Source organism: Amycolatopsis sp. NPDC004169 (assembly GCF_040610315.1).
Taxonomy (GTDB): domain Bacteria; phylum Actinomycetota; class Actinomycetes; order Mycobacteriales; family Pseudonocardiaceae; genus Amycolatopsis.
Map to the genome: position 1 here is coordinate 39,395 of NZ_JBEXMD010000008.1, position 16,510 is coordinate 55,904.

The 16,510-nt window shown below is 68.5% G+C and carries 14 protein-coding genes and 1 tRNA gene; 12 read left to right on the forward strand and 3 right to left on the reverse strand.

The window, feature by feature from the left end; genetic code table 11:
- Nucleotides 1-23: 23 nt before the first annotated feature.
- Entirely contained in the window at nucleotides 24-1,019 is a 996-nt protein-coding gene (locus ABZX11_RS13015) for an aldo/keto reductase (RefSeq protein WP_354912784.1), read from the forward strand.
- On the opposite strand, the gene ABZX11_RS13020 is transcribed toward ABZX11_RS13015, so the two are convergent.
- Complete coding sequence (locus ABZX11_RS13020) at nucleotides 947-1,849, reverse strand: LysR family transcriptional regulator (RefSeq protein WP_354912786.1); 903 nt, start codon at nucleotides 1,847-1,849, stop codon at nucleotides 947-949. The two genes, ABZX11_RS13015 and ABZX11_RS13020, sit on opposite strands and share 73 nt — an antisense overlap.
- Nucleotides 1,850-1,932: 83 nt before the next feature.
- Here ABZX11_RS13020 and ABZX11_RS13025 point away from each other — a divergent pair, with 83 nt between their 5' ends.
- Together ABZX11_RS13025 and ABZX11_RS13030 are read left to right on the forward strand one after the other, a co-directional pair.
- Nucleotides 1,933-3,072 (forward strand): MFS transporter, encoded by a 1,140-nt coding sequence (locus tag ABZX11_RS13025; protein WP_354912788.1) that lies wholly within the window; start codon nucleotides 1,933-1,935, stop codon nucleotides 3,070-3,072.
- 134 nt (nucleotides 3,073-3,206) lie between these two features.
- The gene (locus tag ABZX11_RS13030; protein WP_354912790.1) at nucleotides 3,207-3,383 is read left to right on the forward strand and encodes a hypothetical protein; all 177 of its coding nucleotides are present in this window, start codon (nucleotides 3,207-3,209) and stop codon (nucleotides 3,381-3,383) included.
- 44 nt (nucleotides 3,384-3,427) lie between these two features.
- On the opposite strand, the gene ABZX11_RS13035 is transcribed toward ABZX11_RS13030, so the two are convergent.
- Entirely contained in the window at nucleotides 3,428-6,328 is a 2,901-nt protein-coding gene (locus ABZX11_RS13035; protein WP_354912792.1) for a tetratricopeptide repeat protein, read from the reverse strand.
- A 158-nt stretch (nucleotides 6,329-6,486) separates the two neighbouring features.
- Here ABZX11_RS13035 and ABZX11_RS13040 point away from each other — a divergent pair, with 158 nt between their 5' ends.
- The 5 genes from ABZX11_RS13040 (at nucleotide 6,487) to ABZX11_RS13060 (ending at nucleotide 12,440) form a co-directional block, all read left to right on the forward strand.
- On the forward strand, nucleotides 6,487-7,137 hold the full coding sequence (locus ABZX11_RS13040) for a hypothetical protein (protein ID WP_176174714.1): 651 nt from the start codon (nucleotides 6,487-6,489) through the stop codon (nucleotides 7,135-7,137).
- Nucleotides 7,124-8,002 (forward strand): hypothetical protein, encoded by an 879-nt coding sequence (locus ABZX11_RS13045; RefSeq protein WP_354912794.1) that lies wholly within the window; start codon nucleotides 7,124-7,126, stop codon nucleotides 8,000-8,002. Before ABZX11_RS13040 ends, ABZX11_RS13045 begins: the two co-directional genes overlap by 14 nt.
- A gap of 1,220 nt (nucleotides 8,003-9,222) precedes the next feature.
- Nucleotides 9,223-10,893 (forward strand): Eco57I restriction-modification methylase domain-containing protein, encoded by a 1,671-nt coding sequence (locus ABZX11_RS13050; protein ID WP_176174716.1) that lies wholly within the window; start codon nucleotides 9,223-9,225, stop codon nucleotides 10,891-10,893.
- Nucleotides 10,883-11,608, forward strand: a complete 726-nt coding sequence (locus ABZX11_RS13055) for a PaeR7I family type II restriction endonuclease (protein WP_354912797.1) — start codon at nucleotides 10,883-10,885, stop codon at nucleotides 11,606-11,608. Before ABZX11_RS13050 ends, ABZX11_RS13055 begins: the two co-directional genes overlap by 11 nt.
- Nucleotides 11,609-11,717: 109 nt before the next feature.
- Nucleotides 11,718-12,440: a PaeR7I family type II restriction endonuclease gene (locus ABZX11_RS13060; RefSeq protein WP_354912799.1), complete on the forward strand. Its 723-nt coding sequence runs from the start codon at nucleotides 11,718-11,720 to the stop codon at nucleotides 12,438-12,440.
- Between the two features lie 272 nt (nucleotides 12,441-12,712).
- Here ABZX11_RS13060 and ABZX11_RS13065 read toward each other — a convergent pair.
- A tRNA-Arg gene (locus ABZX11_RS13065) sits at nucleotides 12,713-12,785 on the reverse strand.
- Between the two features lie 261 nt (nucleotides 12,786-13,046).
- Here ABZX11_RS13065 and ABZX11_RS13070 point away from each other — a divergent pair.
- The 4 genes from ABZX11_RS13070 (at nucleotide 13,047) to ABZX11_RS13085 (ending at nucleotide 16,474) form a co-directional block, all read left to right on the forward strand.
- Entirely contained in the window at nucleotides 13,047-13,700 is a 654-nt protein-coding gene (locus ABZX11_RS13070) for a response regulator transcription factor (protein ID WP_003087851.1), read from the forward strand.
- The gene (locus ABZX11_RS13075) at nucleotides 13,701-14,309 is read left to right on the forward strand and encodes a TRIC cation channel family protein (protein ID WP_176174719.1); all 609 of its coding nucleotides are present in this window, start codon (nucleotides 13,701-13,703) and stop codon (nucleotides 14,307-14,309) included.
- A gap of 66 nt (nucleotides 14,310-14,375) precedes the next feature.
- A complete protein-coding gene (locus ABZX11_RS13080; RefSeq protein ID WP_176174720.1) occupies nucleotides 14,376-15,068 on the forward strand; it encodes a response regulator transcription factor in 693 nt (230 codons plus the stop codon).
- On the forward strand, nucleotides 15,065-16,474 hold the full coding sequence (locus tag ABZX11_RS13085; RefSeq protein ID WP_176174721.1) for a HAMP domain-containing sensor histidine kinase: 1,410 nt from the start codon (nucleotides 15,065-15,067) through the stop codon (nucleotides 16,472-16,474). Before ABZX11_RS13080 ends, ABZX11_RS13085 begins: the two co-directional genes overlap by 4 nt.
- Nucleotides 16,475-16,510 lie beyond the last annotated feature (36 nt).

Genomic DNA, 16,510 nt, shown 5'->3' on the forward strand with positions numbered 1-16,510 from the left:
GATCCGGGCTTAGCGTGGTCGGCATGAAGAAGGTGGAACTGGGCCGGACCGGCCAGTACGTGAGCCAGGTGTCGCTGGGCTGCATGCTGATGGGGACGTCGACGGACGAGCCGACGTCTGCCCGCATCCTGGACGCCTACCTCGACGCCGGCGGCGACTTCCTGGACACGGCGAACTGCTACGCCTGGTGGGTGGGCGAGCAGTTCTCGGGCGGGGAAAGCGAAACCCAGCTGGGCAAGCTGTTGCGGGGCCGGCGCGACCGCGTCTTCCTCGCGACGAAGGTGTCGGCGGGCATCACGGACCTCCCGGCGGCCCGCGCCGCCCGGCGGCCGGACGGCACGACGGACTGGGACGCGGTGGGGCGCGCGTTCGAGGGCGCCGGCGCCGCGGTGATCGAGCGCGAGGCCGAGGCGAGCCTGCGCCGCTTGGGCACCGACCACATCGATCTCTACTACGTCCACGTCGACGACCGGCGCACCCCGCTCGAGGAGACACTGTCCGCTTTGGACGCCTTGGTCCGTGCGGGCAAGGTGCGGTACATCGGCTGGAGCAACGTCCGGACCTGGCGCCTGGAGCGCATCCGGTCGCTGGCGGTGGCCAACGGCTGGGCGTCCCCGGTGGCGGTCCAGGTCCAGCACTCGTACCTGCGCCCCACCGGCGCCGACGTGTCCTCGATCGCGGGTGCGGAGCTGCTGGACTGGCTCGACGAGCACCCGGACGTCTCCCTGGCGGCGTATTCTTCGCTGCTGCGCGGAATCTACGACGACGCCGCCTACCGGGAGTCGACGCCGATCTGGCGGTCGTACGCGGGCCCCGACAGCGAGACGCGCTTGGCCGCGGTGTCCAAAGTGGCCTCTTCGCTGGGGGCGACCGGCAACCAGGTGGCGCTGGCGTGGCTGCTGCGCAAGGGAGTCATCCCGCTGATCGGCCCGCGGACGTGGGCGCACTACGAGTCGATCGCCCCGGCCTTCACCTTGGAGCTGCCGGACGAGCTGCTTTCGGTGCTGGACAACGCGTAGGCGGTGGCGAGCAGCGCGGCGACGCCCGGCTTGTGCTCGTCGCGCCGCCGCCACGTCATGGTGACGTCGGTGGTGGCACCGGCCAGGGGAACGGCAACCGCACCTTCGGGCTCGACGAGCGCGGGCACGAGCCCGCACCCCAGTCCGGCGGCCACGCACCGCGCGAGGGCGGCGAGGCTGCCGACCTCCGCCTCGACGACGGGCCCGTCGATCCGGTCCAGCATCTCCCGGAAGCCGCACCCCTTCGGCGTGGCGAGGAAGCCGACGCCGTCGAGGTCGCCGGGCCGGAGCTCGTCCTCACCGGCCAACGGGTGTCCCGGCGGCACGAGGACGACGAGCGGTTCGGTGCCCAGCGACGCACTGGCCAGCGCCGGGTCGGCGGGCGGGTCGCCGAAGGTGAAGCAGACGTCCATTTCGGACTGCCGGACGGCCTGGTAGAGCTCGCCGCGGCCGCCCTCCCGGAGGGTGAGCCGCACGCGCGGCCACTTCGTCCGGTACTCGCCGAAGAGAGCCGGGATCCGTTGGGCGCAGAGCGTTTCCAGTGCGCCGATGGTCAGGTCGCCCTCGGGCTCGCCGCGTTCCTCGTCGACCGCGGCCCGGGCCTCCTCGACGAGTTCGAGCACCTGGTCCGCGTAGCCGACGAGCCGTTCCCCGGCGCCGGTGAGCCGCAGCCGCCGCCCGCGTTCGAACAGCTTCGAGCCGAGTTCCGCTTCCAGGGCCTGGATCTGCTCGGTGACGCTGGACTGGGCGTAGTGCAGCTCCGCGGCGGCGCGGGTGAAGTTGAGCGTCCGCGCGACGACGCGGAAGGTGCGCAGGTGGCGCAGTTCCATGGCGGCCCCCATCGGCAGTCCCGATACCGCCCATCGTAACTGCCTGCTTCCACCGGTGTCACCGAGCGTCCAGGCTTTCCGGTGTGGCAAGACTCCTCACCGGCCTTTCGCTGGGCTACTTCCTGGTCATGCTGGACACGACGATCGTGACCGTCGCGCTCCCGGCCATTTCGCCGTCTTTGCCGGCGCAGCAATGGATTTCGAACGGCTACACGCTGACGTTCGCGGCCTTCCTGCTGCCCGCGGGGGCGTGCTCGGACCGCTTCGGCGCCCACCGGGTGTTCTCCCTCGGCCTGCTTGCGTTCGCGGCGCTGTCCGGGTTGTCGGCGCTGTCGTTCTCGACCCCGATGCTGATCGCGCTCCGGGCCCTGCTCGGCGTGGCGGGCGCCCTGCTGGTCCCGTCTTCGCTGTCGCTGATCGCGGCGGCCCACCCGGTGCCCGCCGCGCGGGCGAAGGCGATGGGGGTGTGGGCCGCGGTGAGCGGAACCGGGCTGGTGGCGGGCCCGCTGCTGGGCGGCCTGCTGACCGAGGCGTTCGGCTGGCGGGCGATCTTCCTGGTCAACGTCCCGGTGGCGGTGGTCGCCTGGGTGCTGGCGCGGCAGGCTCCGGCGACCCCGGTGCGGGTGGGCCGGATGCTCCCCGCGCGCCTGTTCCGGGATCGCGCCGTTCCGCTGGGGCTCGTGGCGGGCGCGATCGTGAACTTCGGTTTGTCCGGCGTGCTTTTCGTGCTGTCGCTGTATTTCCAGGAAACCCGCGGTTATCCGCCGTCGATGACCGGGCTGGCGTTCCTTCCGCTGACGATCCCGACCGCGTTCAACCCGATTTTCACCGGCCGCTTGGTGGCCCGGGTCGGGCCGCGCATTCCGGCGGTGAGTGGATTTCTGCTGATGTCCGGTGGGGTCCTGCTCCAGGCGTGCTCGACCTCGGCGGCCCTGTCGGTGGTCGCGCTGGCGTTGCTGGGCTTCGGGGTGTCGCTGGCGATTCCCTCGCTGCTGACGGTGGTGGTCGCCGCGGCTCCGCCCGACCTGACCGGCATCGCCGGGGGTGCGTTGAACGCCTCTCGCCAGGCTGGTGCGGCTCTGGGGGTGGCGGTTCTGGGCGCCGTGCTGACCGCGACGACGGCGCCGGTCGCGCTGGCCGCGGCCGCGGGCGTGCTCCTGGCCGGAGCGGCGACCGTCGCTTCGATCCCGGCCGAGCGGGTCCGGCCGGCTCGGCAGCGCTGAGCCGGGAACTGTTTCCTATTCGTTTATGAAACAGGAAACCCCTGGTCGGCAGCCCTGACAGGCGTGAATCCTCGGTGTGAGCGCAGGAATTCGAAGAAGCGCTCGAAATCACCATTCCCGAGGAGGGATTCGTCATGTTCAAGAAGCTGGCCAAAATCGGTGGGCCCGTGCTCGCGATCTGCGCGCTCGCCGCGCTGCCGGTGATCGGTTCGACCACCGCCTACGCGGACGACAACGGCGGGGCGCTGGCCGCCCCGGTCGTCACGCCGACCCCGACGCCCACCACCGACGGCAACCCCTGGCACGGTTGAGGGACCGGGCCGTGAGCGGCGGCGGACCGGCCGCCGCTCCCGGCTCACCGCGGGCCGCAGGCGCAGCCCAGCGCCGAACGCGCTTCGCGCACTTCACCGGCTTCGGGCAGGTCGAGCGCGGCGAACTCGGCCTCGGCCGCGGCCCAGTGCGCGACGGCGCCTTCGTGGTCGCCCATCGCGTGCAGGGTCTCGGCCACGCCGCGGTGGGCGCGGGCCCGGTAGGCGCGGTTGCCGTTGCCGTCGGCCAGGTCGAGGGCGGCCTGGCCGGCGGTGAGCGCTTCCTGCCGGGCGCCCCTGGCCAGCGCCGTCGCCGCGCGGTCGAGGTAGAGCTGGGTGCGCAGGTCCGCGTCCGGCACGTTCGCCGCGACTTCGCGGGCTTTGTCGTGGTAGCGGACGGCTTCGGTGTACCGGCCGCGCTGCCGGTGCACGTTCCCGATGTTGTTGAGCGCGTAGGCCTCGACGCAGTGGTCGCCGACTTCGGCGGCGTACCCGTGCGCGTCGGTGTAGCTGGCCAGCGCTTCGCCGAGCAGGCCGAGCTTCTCCTGCACGGAACCGAGGTTGTTGAGCGTGTGCGCCAGGCCCTGGACGTGCCCGATTTCCCGCAGCATCCGTGCGGCGGATTCGTGCCGCCCCAACGCGACCCGGAGGTCGCCGTGGAGTTCGCCGAGGTAGCCGAGCATGCCGAGGGCGTGGGCCTCGCCCCGGCGGTCTTCGGTCTGCTCGTACTTGGCCAGCGCGGCCTCGAGGTGGGCGATCGCCTGGTCGTGCCGTCCCAGTTCCATGGTGGGGATGGCGAGCGCGCACAGCGTCGCCGCCTCACCGCGCGGGTCGCCGAGGCGGCGCCACTTGGGCAGCGCCTTCGCGGCCAGTTCCAGCGCTTCGGCGAGCTGCCCGCGCCGGTCGTGCGCGGTGGCCAGCCGCAGCAGGACGTGCGCCTGGCCGTAGTCGTTCCCCTCGTCGGCGGAGACGGTCTTCCAGGCGAGCTCGAGCGTGCCGATCCAGTCCTCGAACTGGTTGGTCGTGTTGAAGTACCGCCACAGCAGCACGGCCAGCCGCCAGGTGTGCTCGGGCAGCCCGTGCCCGGCGGCGTAGCGGATGGCGGCCACCAGGTTGTCGCGCTCGGCGACGATCCACCGCAGCCCGGCCTCGCCGTCGGCGAACACCGGCGTCACCGCGCAGGACCGATCCGTCGTCGAGGGCAGCTGAGCCCGGTCGAAGGGGTAGGCGGCACTGACGGCGGCCGCGAGCGTGACCAGGTAGTAGTCGAGCAGCCGCACCAGCGCGGGCGCGGGTGCCGGCTCGCGGCCGGCGAACTCCTTGAGCGGGTCGAGCATCTGGTACCGCTCGGGCGCGGCCTCCTCCAGCAGGCTGACCTCGTGCAGGTCGTCGAGCAGCGACCGCGCCTCGGCGACGTCACAGCCGGCCAGCGCCGCGCCGCCCACGACGTCGACGTCCGGACCGGGCAGGCTGCCCAGCAGCCGGAACAGCGACCGCTGCGGCTCGCCGAGCTGCCGGTAGGACACCCGGACGGCCGCGCCGCCGTCGTCCTCACCCCACGGCCCGTTCTCCTCCAGCAGGCGCAGCAGGTGCTCCAGCGGCCACCGGTCGTGCCGCCGGAACAGCGCGGCCGCGACGCGGATCGGCATCGGCAGGTACCCGCAGCGGCGGACCACGGCGGCGACGTCGGACGCGCGCCCGCGCAGCCGCGCGGGGCCGGCGAGGGCGTGGAACAGCTCGGCGGCTTCCTCGGGCGGCAGCGGTGCGAGCCGGATGTTTTCGCCGGTGTCGGCGTCACCCATCCGCCTGCTGGTGATGACGGCCAGGCAGCCGTCGGCCTCGGGCAGCAGCGGCCGGATCTGCTCCGGCGACGCGGCGTTGTCCAGCACGACGAGCGTGCGGGTGCCCCAGAGCGTCGCCTGGTAAAGCGTCACTTTCCGGCCGACGGTGGCCGGGATCTGCTCGGCGGGCACGCCGAGCTCGACGAGCAGTTCGCTGAGGGCGTCGCCGGTACTGGTGGGCTCGACGCCGGGGGTGAACCCGTTGAGGCGGGCGAGCAGCTGGCCGTCGGGGAAGCGGTCGCGCAGCCGGTGGGCGGCCTCGATGGCCAGTCCGGACTTGCCGGCCCCGGGCGCACCACTGATCCAGACCGCCCGCCGCCCGGCTGCGGCGGCCGCCTCGATGGTGGCGAGTTCGGCGGCCCGGCCGGTGAACTCACCGGGCCGCGACGGCAGCGAGCTGGGCGGATCGCCCTGCTCGGCGCGTGCGGCGAGCTTGCGCAGCACCGGCCCGGGCGCCATCCGCAGGGCGGCGAGCGCGTCGCGCGTGCCGTGGAAGACGCGCAGCGCGGCAACCCGGTCGCCGCCGGCGAGCAGCGCGCGCATCAGCAGTTCGGCGTGCTTCTGGCTGGCCGGATCGGCCTGGACGAGCGGCCGCAGCCGGTCGCGCGCCGAGCGGTGGTCGCCGGACTCGAGCTCGAGTTCGGCCAGGTCACCGACGACATCGGGGTAGCTCTCGTCCGGCGAGATGACCTCGGGCCCGCCGACGCGGTCGATGTCGATGTCCTCGAGGAACTTCCCGCGCCACAGGCCGGCGGCCTCGCGCAGCAGCGCGATCGCCCGGCGCGGGTCGTCGGCGCGGACGTCCGCGGCTTCGGCGCGCAGCCGGTCGAACCGCGTGGTGTCGAGCTGGTCCTCGCCGACCCGCAGCAGGTAGCCGGTCGGGGTGGTCTCGATGGTGGCGTCCCCGACGACGTCCCGCAGCCGCTTGATGTAGCTGCGCACCAGCGTGGGTTTGGCTTCGCGGTCGGCCCAGACGATCTCGGCGAGCCGCGCGGGCGTCACCGGCTTGTTGGCGTGCAGGAGCAGCACGACCAGGACGAACCGCTGCTGCTGGTCACCCAGCGGCACCGGCACCCCGTCGTGCCACGCCTCGAGCGGACCGAGCATCCGAAACTCCACGCGGCCTCCCCGGCGTCAGCTTGCTGTCCTCTTTCGATGTCGCGCAATCGGCCGTCCGGGTTTCGGGAATCCGCATTTGTTCCACGTTCGATGCACACGGCGTTGGCACACTCCGCCGGTCGATCAGGGGTGAAGGAGAAACCGGTATGGGGTCCGACGTGTTGCCGTGTTACGTGGCCTGCGATGTCTCGCTGTCGATGACCGACCACCTCGACGAGCTGAACACCGGGCTGCGCGAGTTCCGCGGCGCCGTCCACGCGGACGCCTCGGTGGCCGGCCGCGTGTTCTGCAGCGTGGTGGGATTCGGCGACCGGCCGCAGGTGGTCCAGTCACTGCTGCCGATGGACGACCTCGCTGAGCTGCCACAACCGGGCCCGTGCGCGGGTACGAACTTCGGCCCGCTGTTCACGTTCCTCCGCACCGAGATCGACCGCGACGTCGTGATCCTGCGGCGTCACCGCCTGCAGGTCCACCGCCCCCTGGTGTTCTTCCTGTCCGACGGCCAGCCGACGGACCCGGTGACGTGGCCGCGCGCGTTCGCCGCCCTGGTGGACCCGGCGTGGCCGTTCTGCCCCCGGGTGGTGACGTTCGGCCTCGGCGACGCGGACCAGGAGGCACTGGGCCGCATCGGAACGTTCCGCGCGTACCTGGGCCGCGACGGCATCCGGATGGGAACGGCTTTGATCGCCTCGGTGATGCACGTTCTGTCCACTTCCCGTCCACCGGCCGACCGCACCCTGTCCAAAAGGGGGTTGCCATGGAGACTCACTGAGGGAGAAGCCGGTGGAGCGCGCTGAGCTGGTCCGGGAGCTGAAGACGTTGCGGAAGGGCCGCGGCCTGCAGGCGAGCAGGCTGCCGGACCGCATCGGCCCGTGTCTGAGGGCGGCCTGCGGGGTGTCGGAGTCCGACGGAATGGTGCCGACCCGCGACAAGGTGTCAGCCCGGTTGACGGAGCTGTCGCTGCAGTTGCCGGAGGACCTGCGTCTGGCGGCCCTGGCGGCCTTCGCGATCACACCGGAGGCCCGCCAGCCGCTGTACCAGGAGAGGGTGCTGTGGGCGGCTTCGCGCGTCGACCGCGACCCGCGAACGGTCCGCCGCCGCGTCGACGAGGCGATAGACCTGCTGGCGGAGCTGGCCCTGTCGAGCGCGTCGGAGAATTCCTCAGGCCGCTGGCACACGGCATCGTTGACGCTGGCGTTGGTGGCCGAGGAGTCGTGCGTGTTCGAGCAGCACCGGGTGGTGGCCGACCAGGACGGCGTGAGGTCGTTCGACCTGGCTGCCAGTGCGGTCGAGGGGATGGTGCTGTACGGCGGAACGCTGGCATCGGGAAAGGCATTACTGGCGGCTCCGCTGGCTCGCGGGGAGTCACGGGAGTTCGCGGCGGTGTTCCCGCTGGAGCCGCAGTCACACCTGGTGTACGTCCCGCGGCACCGGTGCGAGGTATTCGATTTACGGCTGCGGCTGGGGAAGGAAGGGCCGCCGGAGGTCCTGGCCTTGGACGGCGCGTTCGAGAGGGACGTACCGGACCCGAGGTACCGGGGACGGACACTGCAGGTGGACGGGGCGGGGGAGGTCCACCTGCAGTTCCGCCACCTGACGCCAGGCCTGGTGTACGGGGCTCGGTGGGCAGATGAAGGAAACTCGGTCCAAGGTGGGCAATAAGTGCCGGCGTGTAGGCCTTCGCCCAGACGGACCTCCGGCTCGGTGGCGAACGGCTTCGAGCGACCTCGGGTGGTCGTGGTCTGTTCGCGATCGAATTGCCGATGAGCTGGCTCGGCACCCGTCCCGCGCGAGACGACTTCTTCACCGAGCTCGGAGGCGTCCTGACCGAACTGGCCCCGCTCCGAGGCCAACCGTGGCGAGCTGCCCCAGCGACCGCCCACCACGGCCTGAACAGGCACCGCTGGTATGAGCTGGTTATGAGTCAGCTCACGGAGGTTGGTCCTGCCGTACTTGTTCGTCGACTATAAACGGCGCTTCATCACACGTGTCGACCTCAGGCCTCAAGATGGAACCGACTTCATCATGTAGATCATTCAAGGCTCCGGTAAGACGTTCAGGACGTGGCAAGTCAGCATCGTTTTGCCGACTGCGTACACCAGCTGAGCCGCCCAATTCAGGTCCAGTGCGACGTTACCGCCGCCTCGAAAGGTGACTTCGCTTCCCGCAGGTGGTCAGGAAGTCTTCTAGCACAAATTTCGGGTCCCCGTGCCCCGCCGCACCTGATCACTGCGCCGAGGGGATGGCAGGGCAGCAAGCCGGGCACTTTCCGCAACCCACTCCTGCCAGCTCGAAGGACGTGACTGATTCACGTCAGACACCCCGTCGCTAGTCTCCGCGGCGGCGAGCGCAGTAGCTTGGTTGATGTCCGCATGGGGGCCGGCGATGTGGTTCGTCTGCATCACTTCGAGCACTGCGGCCGGCAGCAACTTGAGGTTGGCCCTCGGAGGGTCTTCGTCCTCGAACACGAATCCGACATAATGAGAGCCTATGAGAACAGCTCATCGACGAGCAGTTGATTGATCTCGTGAAACTCACCCGTGATCGGCTTGTGGTCCAACAAGGCTGGCTGAGTTCCATGCTTGGGCATACCGCTCTATTCAGTTCGTCCGCTCCGTGCAGACCTGGCGAGAGCCAGGTCACAGCTTGAACCTACGAGTGAGCTGGCGTCAGGCCTGCTGCACGCGCGCGGAGCTCAAGGCATATTGTAATGACGTGATTACACAAAGTAGTGAGTTTGGATCGTCGTGATGCAGCCTGCACCACCTGGTGCTAGACCATCGTCAGCCCCTCGGCAGGGCCCTTCACGCGGTAGGCAGCTGGGATACCCTCTCTGTCGTGTCGGCCTCAGAACCGTCGGTGGTCGTCTCTAGAGTGGCGGAGTGACCCTGACCGCTCCCACGCCGACAGCCAACTACGGCGAGATTTTCACTCGCCGTTGGGTTGTCGACGTTCTGCTTGATATCACCGGCTACACCGCCGATCGAGACCTTGGCGCGTTGCACCTGCTCGAACCGTCGTGCGGATCCGGGGCGTTCCTCGGCCCGGCGGTCGAACGCCTGATCTCCTCAGCACGATCTCAAGGTCGGGACCTTGCGCTGCTCGGCGATGCCGTCCGTGCATATGACCTGCAGTCGGAGCATGTCAAGACCGCTCGCCGGGTCTGCCACGACTTGCTCGCTGCCGCAGGTCTGCCCGGTGACATAGCCATTACTCTCGCGAAGACCTGGGTCCGTCATCAGGACTTCCTGCTGCCTGGCGTCGACGGCCTGCCCGCCGATGTCGCCATCGGTAACCCTCCGTACATCCGTTACGACGACCTCGACGCGGACACGGCGACTGAGTATCGCCGTGCCTGGACCACCATGAAGGGCCGCGGAGACATCTACGTGGGCTTCTACGAGCGATGCCTTGCGATGCTGAAACCCGGTGGCAGAGTGGGCTTCATCTGCGCCGATCGCTGGATGCGTAACCAGTACGGCGTGGTCTTACGCGACCTGGTGTCCTCTCGGTATTCGGTCCAACACGTGTGGACCATGCACGATGTCGACGCGTTCGAGTCCGCCGTTTCTGCGTACCCGGCGATCACGGTGCTGGCCAATGAACCGCAGGGCACGTCGGTCGTCGCGGAGACCACTGCCGCTTTCGGCGAGTCCTCGGCACAGGCGCTGGCCAAGTGGTCGCGAGATGAATCGCTGACGCACTTCACCGACGATGGTGTTCGTGCCCACCGCCTCCCGCACTGGTTTCCGCCCGGCGAAATGTGGCCCACTGGTTCGCCGGCGCGGCTCGCCCTGATCGAGCGCCTCAACGACGGCTTTGCCTCGCTGCACGACGAGGCCACCGGTACTCGCGTCTCCATCGGGATCGCCACGGGTGCCGACAAGGCCTATGTCACCAAGGATGCTGATGCGGCGGAGCCGGATCGAATGCTGCCGCTATCAATGCGGCGAGACCTCATGTCGGGCTCGTTCGAGTGGCAGGGCAACTACCTGGTGAACCCATGGGACGCCGACGGCAACCTTGTCGATCTTGCCGACTACCCACGCCTCGCCGCCCACCTGAGCGCGCACCCGGCAATCAAAGATCGATTTGTTGCGAAGAAGAATCCCGATCGTTGGCATCGCACCATCGACAAAGTGAACGCCTCGATCATCGACAGGCCGAAGCTTCTGCTGCAGGATATGAAGGCGCATATCCATCCGGTTCTGGAGCGGGGTGGCCACTACCCTCACCACAACCTCTATTACGTCGTTTCGGAGACGTGGGACATGGAAGTGCTCGGCGGGATCCTGCTGTCGCGGATCGCGCAGGCCTTCATCGAAGCATACTGTGTACGGATGCGGGGCGGAACACTGCGGTTCCAAGCTCAGTACTTGAAGAAGATCCGCGTGCCGGCGCCTACCGCGATCTCCGGCGAACTTGCTGACGATCTGCGTCGTGCCTTCCGAGTACGCGATGTCGAAGCTGCAACCTCGGCCGCGGCACGAGCTTACGGAATCGACATCCTTGAGTACGAGCTAACCGATACGGTACCTAACCATGACGCGTGATGTTGAACCCCTCCTCGTCAACTGGTGGAAGGCTAAAAAGGACGCCGTTGCCCGGCTTGCCGCGGATGGCAGGTCGGCGACCGGCGCGCAGGCGCGCGATGCACGACACATGCAGAGCATCGCAATGTTTGTCAGGCAGATGTTTGTGGACGCAGGACTCACCGAGTCGGACGTCACTGTGGACAGTGTTGTCCCGGGCTACTACCGCCGCTCAAAAAACTGGGACGTGGTTGCAAAGCACAAGGGGCACTTGGTGGGCGTTGTAGAGCTGAAATCACAGGCTTCGAGTTCGGGCAACAACGCGAACAACCGCATCGAAGAAGCGATCGGCAGCGCCGTTGACGCGAAAGCCGTACAGGAGCTGACGGGTGCGTTCGGCAATCTCGGGGTCTGGGCGGCGTGGTGTATGACGTTCAACCGAGACGCGGAGAGCGGTGAGCCCATCCGATTGACGCCTGCGCAGAAGGCGAAGATTCGTTTCCCTCTTGACGATCCCGCGTTCCAAATCATGACGTATGCTAGCCAGTACGCTATCGCGCTTGAGAGGCTCATCTCGCAGAAGGTCTACGACGCGGGGTGGATGCTCATCACCTGGCTCAACGGCGATGGCACCGTCGGTCACTCCGAGCCGATCCCGACTGCGACAGCCGAGACGCTGGCAACTCAGATCGAGGCCCGGGTCAAGTTCGCGATCCAAGCTCTACGCGACGAGTAGCTGGAATGCGCAAAAAATGCGCGGACCTTTACTATTCGCGAAGCTTTCCGCAACGGGTGGCGAGCGTCAAATTTTATTGAATGTGCAACCCATTCAAAGGAGTTTATTGTTGAGTGACCGTGAATTCGATGAAGATCCTACGCAAGTTGCAGTCGCGCTCTTTTGGTCCAAGCGAGCAGATCAAAGGGCTGCCCTGGCTGATGGTGGTCTCGCTGGCGGCGCTGCGCGAGCTGCGGGTCACATGAACGGAGTCCGCGATTTGGTTGCGGACATATTCATGGAAGCTGGAGTGTCGCGTGACACTATCGTGTACGAACCTTTCCTGCCGGGGCATTTTCGTGCGCGAAAAAAGTGGGATATGGCCATTCGCTATAAAGGTTCACTTGTTGCTGCGATAGAATTCAAGAGTCAGGTTGGCAGTGTAGGTAAGAATATAAATAATAGATTCGAAGAGGCGCTCGGATCTGGCGCTGACACGTGGGCCGCTCAGAAGAAGGCCCAGGCCTACGGGGAGGTTCCTCCATGGTTGGGCTACGTCTTCATCTTGCAGGAAACGGAAGAAACCGAAAAGCGAAACCGGAGTGTCAAGGCCCTTTTTCCGACTGATCCTGTCTTTGCTGGAATGTCCTATAGTGAACGCTATCAAGAGATGATCCGCAGGTTTATGGCTGACGGTATTTATCAGGCGGGCTGGTTCATTACGACTAAGGTCGACGAGTCTGGGCAGGTAAGCTATAGCGAACCACTTGCCATGGCGACCGGGCGGGCATTTCGTGTGGCGGTTCAAGGGCGGGTGGATTACGTACGCAGCGTGATCGATGGAACTTCATAGTCCATTGTTGCGCATCATGAGGCCAGTGCTGCGATAAGTTCACCGGGTGTTCAAGGTTCGGTGAGCTGTCCAAGGTCTCGGGTGCAGAGGGCGTGCTGATGTCATGTTGTGGGGTGAAGTGTTCATGTGGCAGTAGTGCGCGACTGTTGACCACAGGTGGACCCGGCGACAATGTGAATACTGGCGCATTTAGTCGCATGAATTCGGCCAATGGAGCCCGTCACCGGTTCTGTGCCGTTGACGGGACACCTCTCTACGACGGTCACCCACGGTGCCCCCGGCAGGATTCGAACCTGCGACACCCGCTTTAGGAGAGCGGTGCTCTATCCCCTGAGCTACGAGGGCCTGCTGCTGCCGACCCAGCTTAGCGGGCGGCCGTTGCTCTTGGCAGGTGGGGCGACCCGACTCTCGTCGTCACCCAGGTGAGTGGTTCTCACCGGTCTCCCACATCGCGGATACACCCTGCCGGACCGCCCACCCGACCTGACCTGGACGGACCAGTGCCTCACCTGGTCGTGTCTGGTTTCGAACTGCTGAACAACAGTAGGTAACCTTCGTTAACGGGACGCGGGGAGCCGCTCCCACCGGCTGTTGCGGAGGGCTTCGTTGATCAAGCTCATGTTCGCCGACGACGAGGAACTGGTGCGCTCGGGACTGCGCGCGATGATGTCCGGGGCCCAGGACATCGAGATCGTGGGCGAGGCGAGCGACGGCAGATCCGCGGTGGAGGTCGCCCGGCGGTATCACCCCGATGTTGCCCTGCTCGACATCAAGATGCGGGCCCCTGACGACGGCATTCGTGCTCTCCGGGCCATCCTCGCCCTCCCGGACCCGCCCACCGTCGCGATGCTGACCACCTTCGACATCGACGAATACGTCAGCCTCGCGCTGCGGCTCGGGGCCAACGGGTTCCTGCTCAAGGACATCGACCCGGCCGCGCTGCTCAGGGCCGTCAGGGACCTGGCGCGCGGGGGTGCCGTGCTGGACCCGGGGGTGGCCGCGCGGATGGTTCAGTCGCACCGGGACGAACAACGCGCCGCTCAGCCCGCTCGGAAGCTGCTCGCGTCGCTGTCCGAACGGGAACGGGAGGTCGTCGCGCTGATCGGGCAGGGGCTGTCCAATGCCGAGATCGGCGGGCGGCTGCACCTGTCCGAGGCCACCGTCAAGGGGTACGTCTCCGCCGTGCTCTCCAAGATCGGGGCCGCGAACCGGGTGCAGGCCGCGCTGCTGGCCTACCGCGGTGGGCTGCTCGACCAGTAGATGCTGCTCACGGCGCTGGAGTTCGTCGGGCTCGTCGCCTTCGCCGCGTCCGGGGCGCTCGCCGCGGTGCGGGCGCGGCTCGATGTCTTCGGCGTCGTTGTGGTGGGCCTCACCACCGCGCTCGGCGGCGGGGTCATCCGGGACGTTCTGCTCGGCATCCACCCGCCCACGACGCTGCGGAACTGGCCCTACCTGGCCGTCTGCGCCGGGACCGCGCTGGTCGTCTTCGTCTTCCACCCGCAGGTCGCGCGGCTGCGGCGGGGCGTTCTGCTCGCGGACGCGCTCGGCCTCGGCGTCTTCGCCACCGCCGGGACGACCATCGCGCTCAACGCCGGCGCCACCGTCTACGCCGCGTGTCTGATCGGGATGACGACCGGCATCGGCGGCGGGGCCGTGCGGGATCTGCTGCTCCGGGAAATCCCGCTCGTCCTGCGGAAGGAGATCTACGCCGTGGCCGCGCTGGCCGGCTCGGCGCTCGTCGCCGTCGGTCACGCTGTGCAACTTCCGGAGGGGCCGGTGACCCTCGTCGCCGCCGCTGTCGTGGTCTCCGTCAGGATGATCGCGCTCTGGCGGCACTGGAACGCGCCGGTCGCGCGGGGTCCCGAGTGAGAAATCCTTTGTGAGTTCTGCGTGTGTTCTTAGGCGGGTCTCAGCACGCTGCGTAAAACTAGCGCCATGCGCATCCTTGTGGTGGACGACGACCGCGCCGTCCGTGAGTCGCTCCGGCGGTCCCTGGAGTTCAACGGCTACCAGGTCCAGCTGGCCAGTGACGGTGCGCAGGCCCTGGAGGCGATCATCGCCGACCGGCCCGACGCGATGGTGCTGGACGTCATGATGCCCCGGCTCGACGGTCTCGAGGTCGCCCGCCGCCTGCGCAGCACCGGTGATGACCTGCCGATCCTCGTGCTCACCGCGCGCGACACCGTCTCCGACCGGGTGTCCGGGCTGGACGCCGGCGCCGACGACTACCTGCCGAAGCCCTTCGCGCTGGAGGAGCTGCTCGCCCGGCTGCGGGCGCTGCTGCGCCGCGCCATGCCGGAGGGCCAGAACGGCCAGGCGTCGGAGGTCCTGTCCTTCGCGGACCTGACACTGGATCCCGGCACGCGGGAGGTCCGCCGCGGCGGCCGCGAGATCAGCCTGACCCGGACCGAGTTCGCGCTGCTGGAACTGTTCCTTTCCTACCCGAAGCACGTCCTCACGCGTGGTCGGATCCTGGAGGAAGTATGGGGTTACGACTTCCCGACGTCGGGCAACGCGCTGGAGGTCTACGTCGGCTACTTGCGCCGCAAGACGGAGGCCGAGGGGGAGCCGAGGCTGATCCACACGGTGCGGGGAGTGGGTTACGTCCTGAGGGAAACCCCGCCGTGACCGAACCCGGCGACCCCCGCGGCACGCGCTGGGGAGCCCGCCGGTTCTCGCTGCGCGGCCGGGTGACGCTGCTCGCCGCCGCCTGTGTCGCCGGCGCCGTCGCGCTGGTGTCGATCGGCGCGTACATGGTCGTGCGCAGCAACCTCTACGAGCAGCTCGACGACAGCCTGATGGCCCGCGCGCGGGCGGCCGCCGACTCGCCGCAGGTGCAGACCGAGCTGCGGCAGGTCCCCGGCGCCTTCCTGGCCAGCGCCGACCTGCAGATCGGGCAGCTGAACGCCGCGCCCGACGTCCAGCACGCCGTGATGACCTACCCGATCTCCAGCTCGCCGCCGCCGTTCGGCCAGGACGAGCTCGCCGTCGCGAACGGCGATTCGGCGGAGTCGCTGCGGACGGACTTCCGGTCCGACAGCCGCGTCGTCGCGCTGCCGAACGGGCACGGCGAGGCCATCGTGCTGGCCCAGTCGATGGGCCCGACCAAGCGCACGCTGAACGAGCTCGCGCTGGTGCTCTTCCTGATCGGCGGGGCGGGCATCCTGGTCGCCGCCGCGGCGGGCACCGCGGTGGCGCGCGCCGGCCTGCGCCCGGTCGACCGGCTGACGTCGGCCGCCGAGCGCGTCGCCAAGACCGGCGACCTGCGGCCCATCCCGGTCAGCGGCGACGACGAGCTCGCGCGCCTCACCCAGACGTTCAACACCATGCTCGGGACGGTCGCCGACTCGCAGGAACGCCAGCGCCAGCTGGTCGCGGACGCCGGGCACGAGCTGCGGACGCCGTTGACGTCGCTGCGCACCAACCTCGAGCTGCTGCTGGCCGCCAGCAAGCCGGGCGCGCCGCCGCTGCGGGACGAAGACCGCGTCGACATCATCGCCGACATCAGCGGGCAGCTCGACGAGCTGACGCAGCTCATCGGCGACCTGGTCGAGCTCGCCCGCCAGGACGAGCCGCGCGAGCGCTTCGAGCGCGTCGAGCTCCTGGACGTCGTCGAGCGGGCGCTGGACCGGGCGCGGCGGCGCGCGGGCGAGATCAACTTCGACGTCTCGCTGCAGCCGTGGGTGCTCACCGGCGACAACAGCTCGCTGGAGCGCGCGGTGCTCAACCTCCTCGACAACGCGGTGAAGTTCTCGCCGCCCGACGCGACGGTCTGGGTGCGGCTCTACCCGCTCGGCGACGGCACCGCCGTGGTCGAGGTGGCCGACGCCGGGCCGGGCATCGCCGAAGAGGACCTGCCGAAGGTGTTCGACCGCTTCTACCGCTCGTCGGAGGCGCGAACGCTGCCCGGTTCGGGCCTCGGCCTGGCGATCGTGAAGCACGCGGCCGAGCGGCACGGCGGGGCGGTGTACGCCTCGCGGGCGCCCGAAGGCGGCGCGTTGATGACGATCCGGCTGCCGGGCGCGCCCGGCTGATCCAGGTGATCCGAGACGGCGTCGGCCAGGATCGGC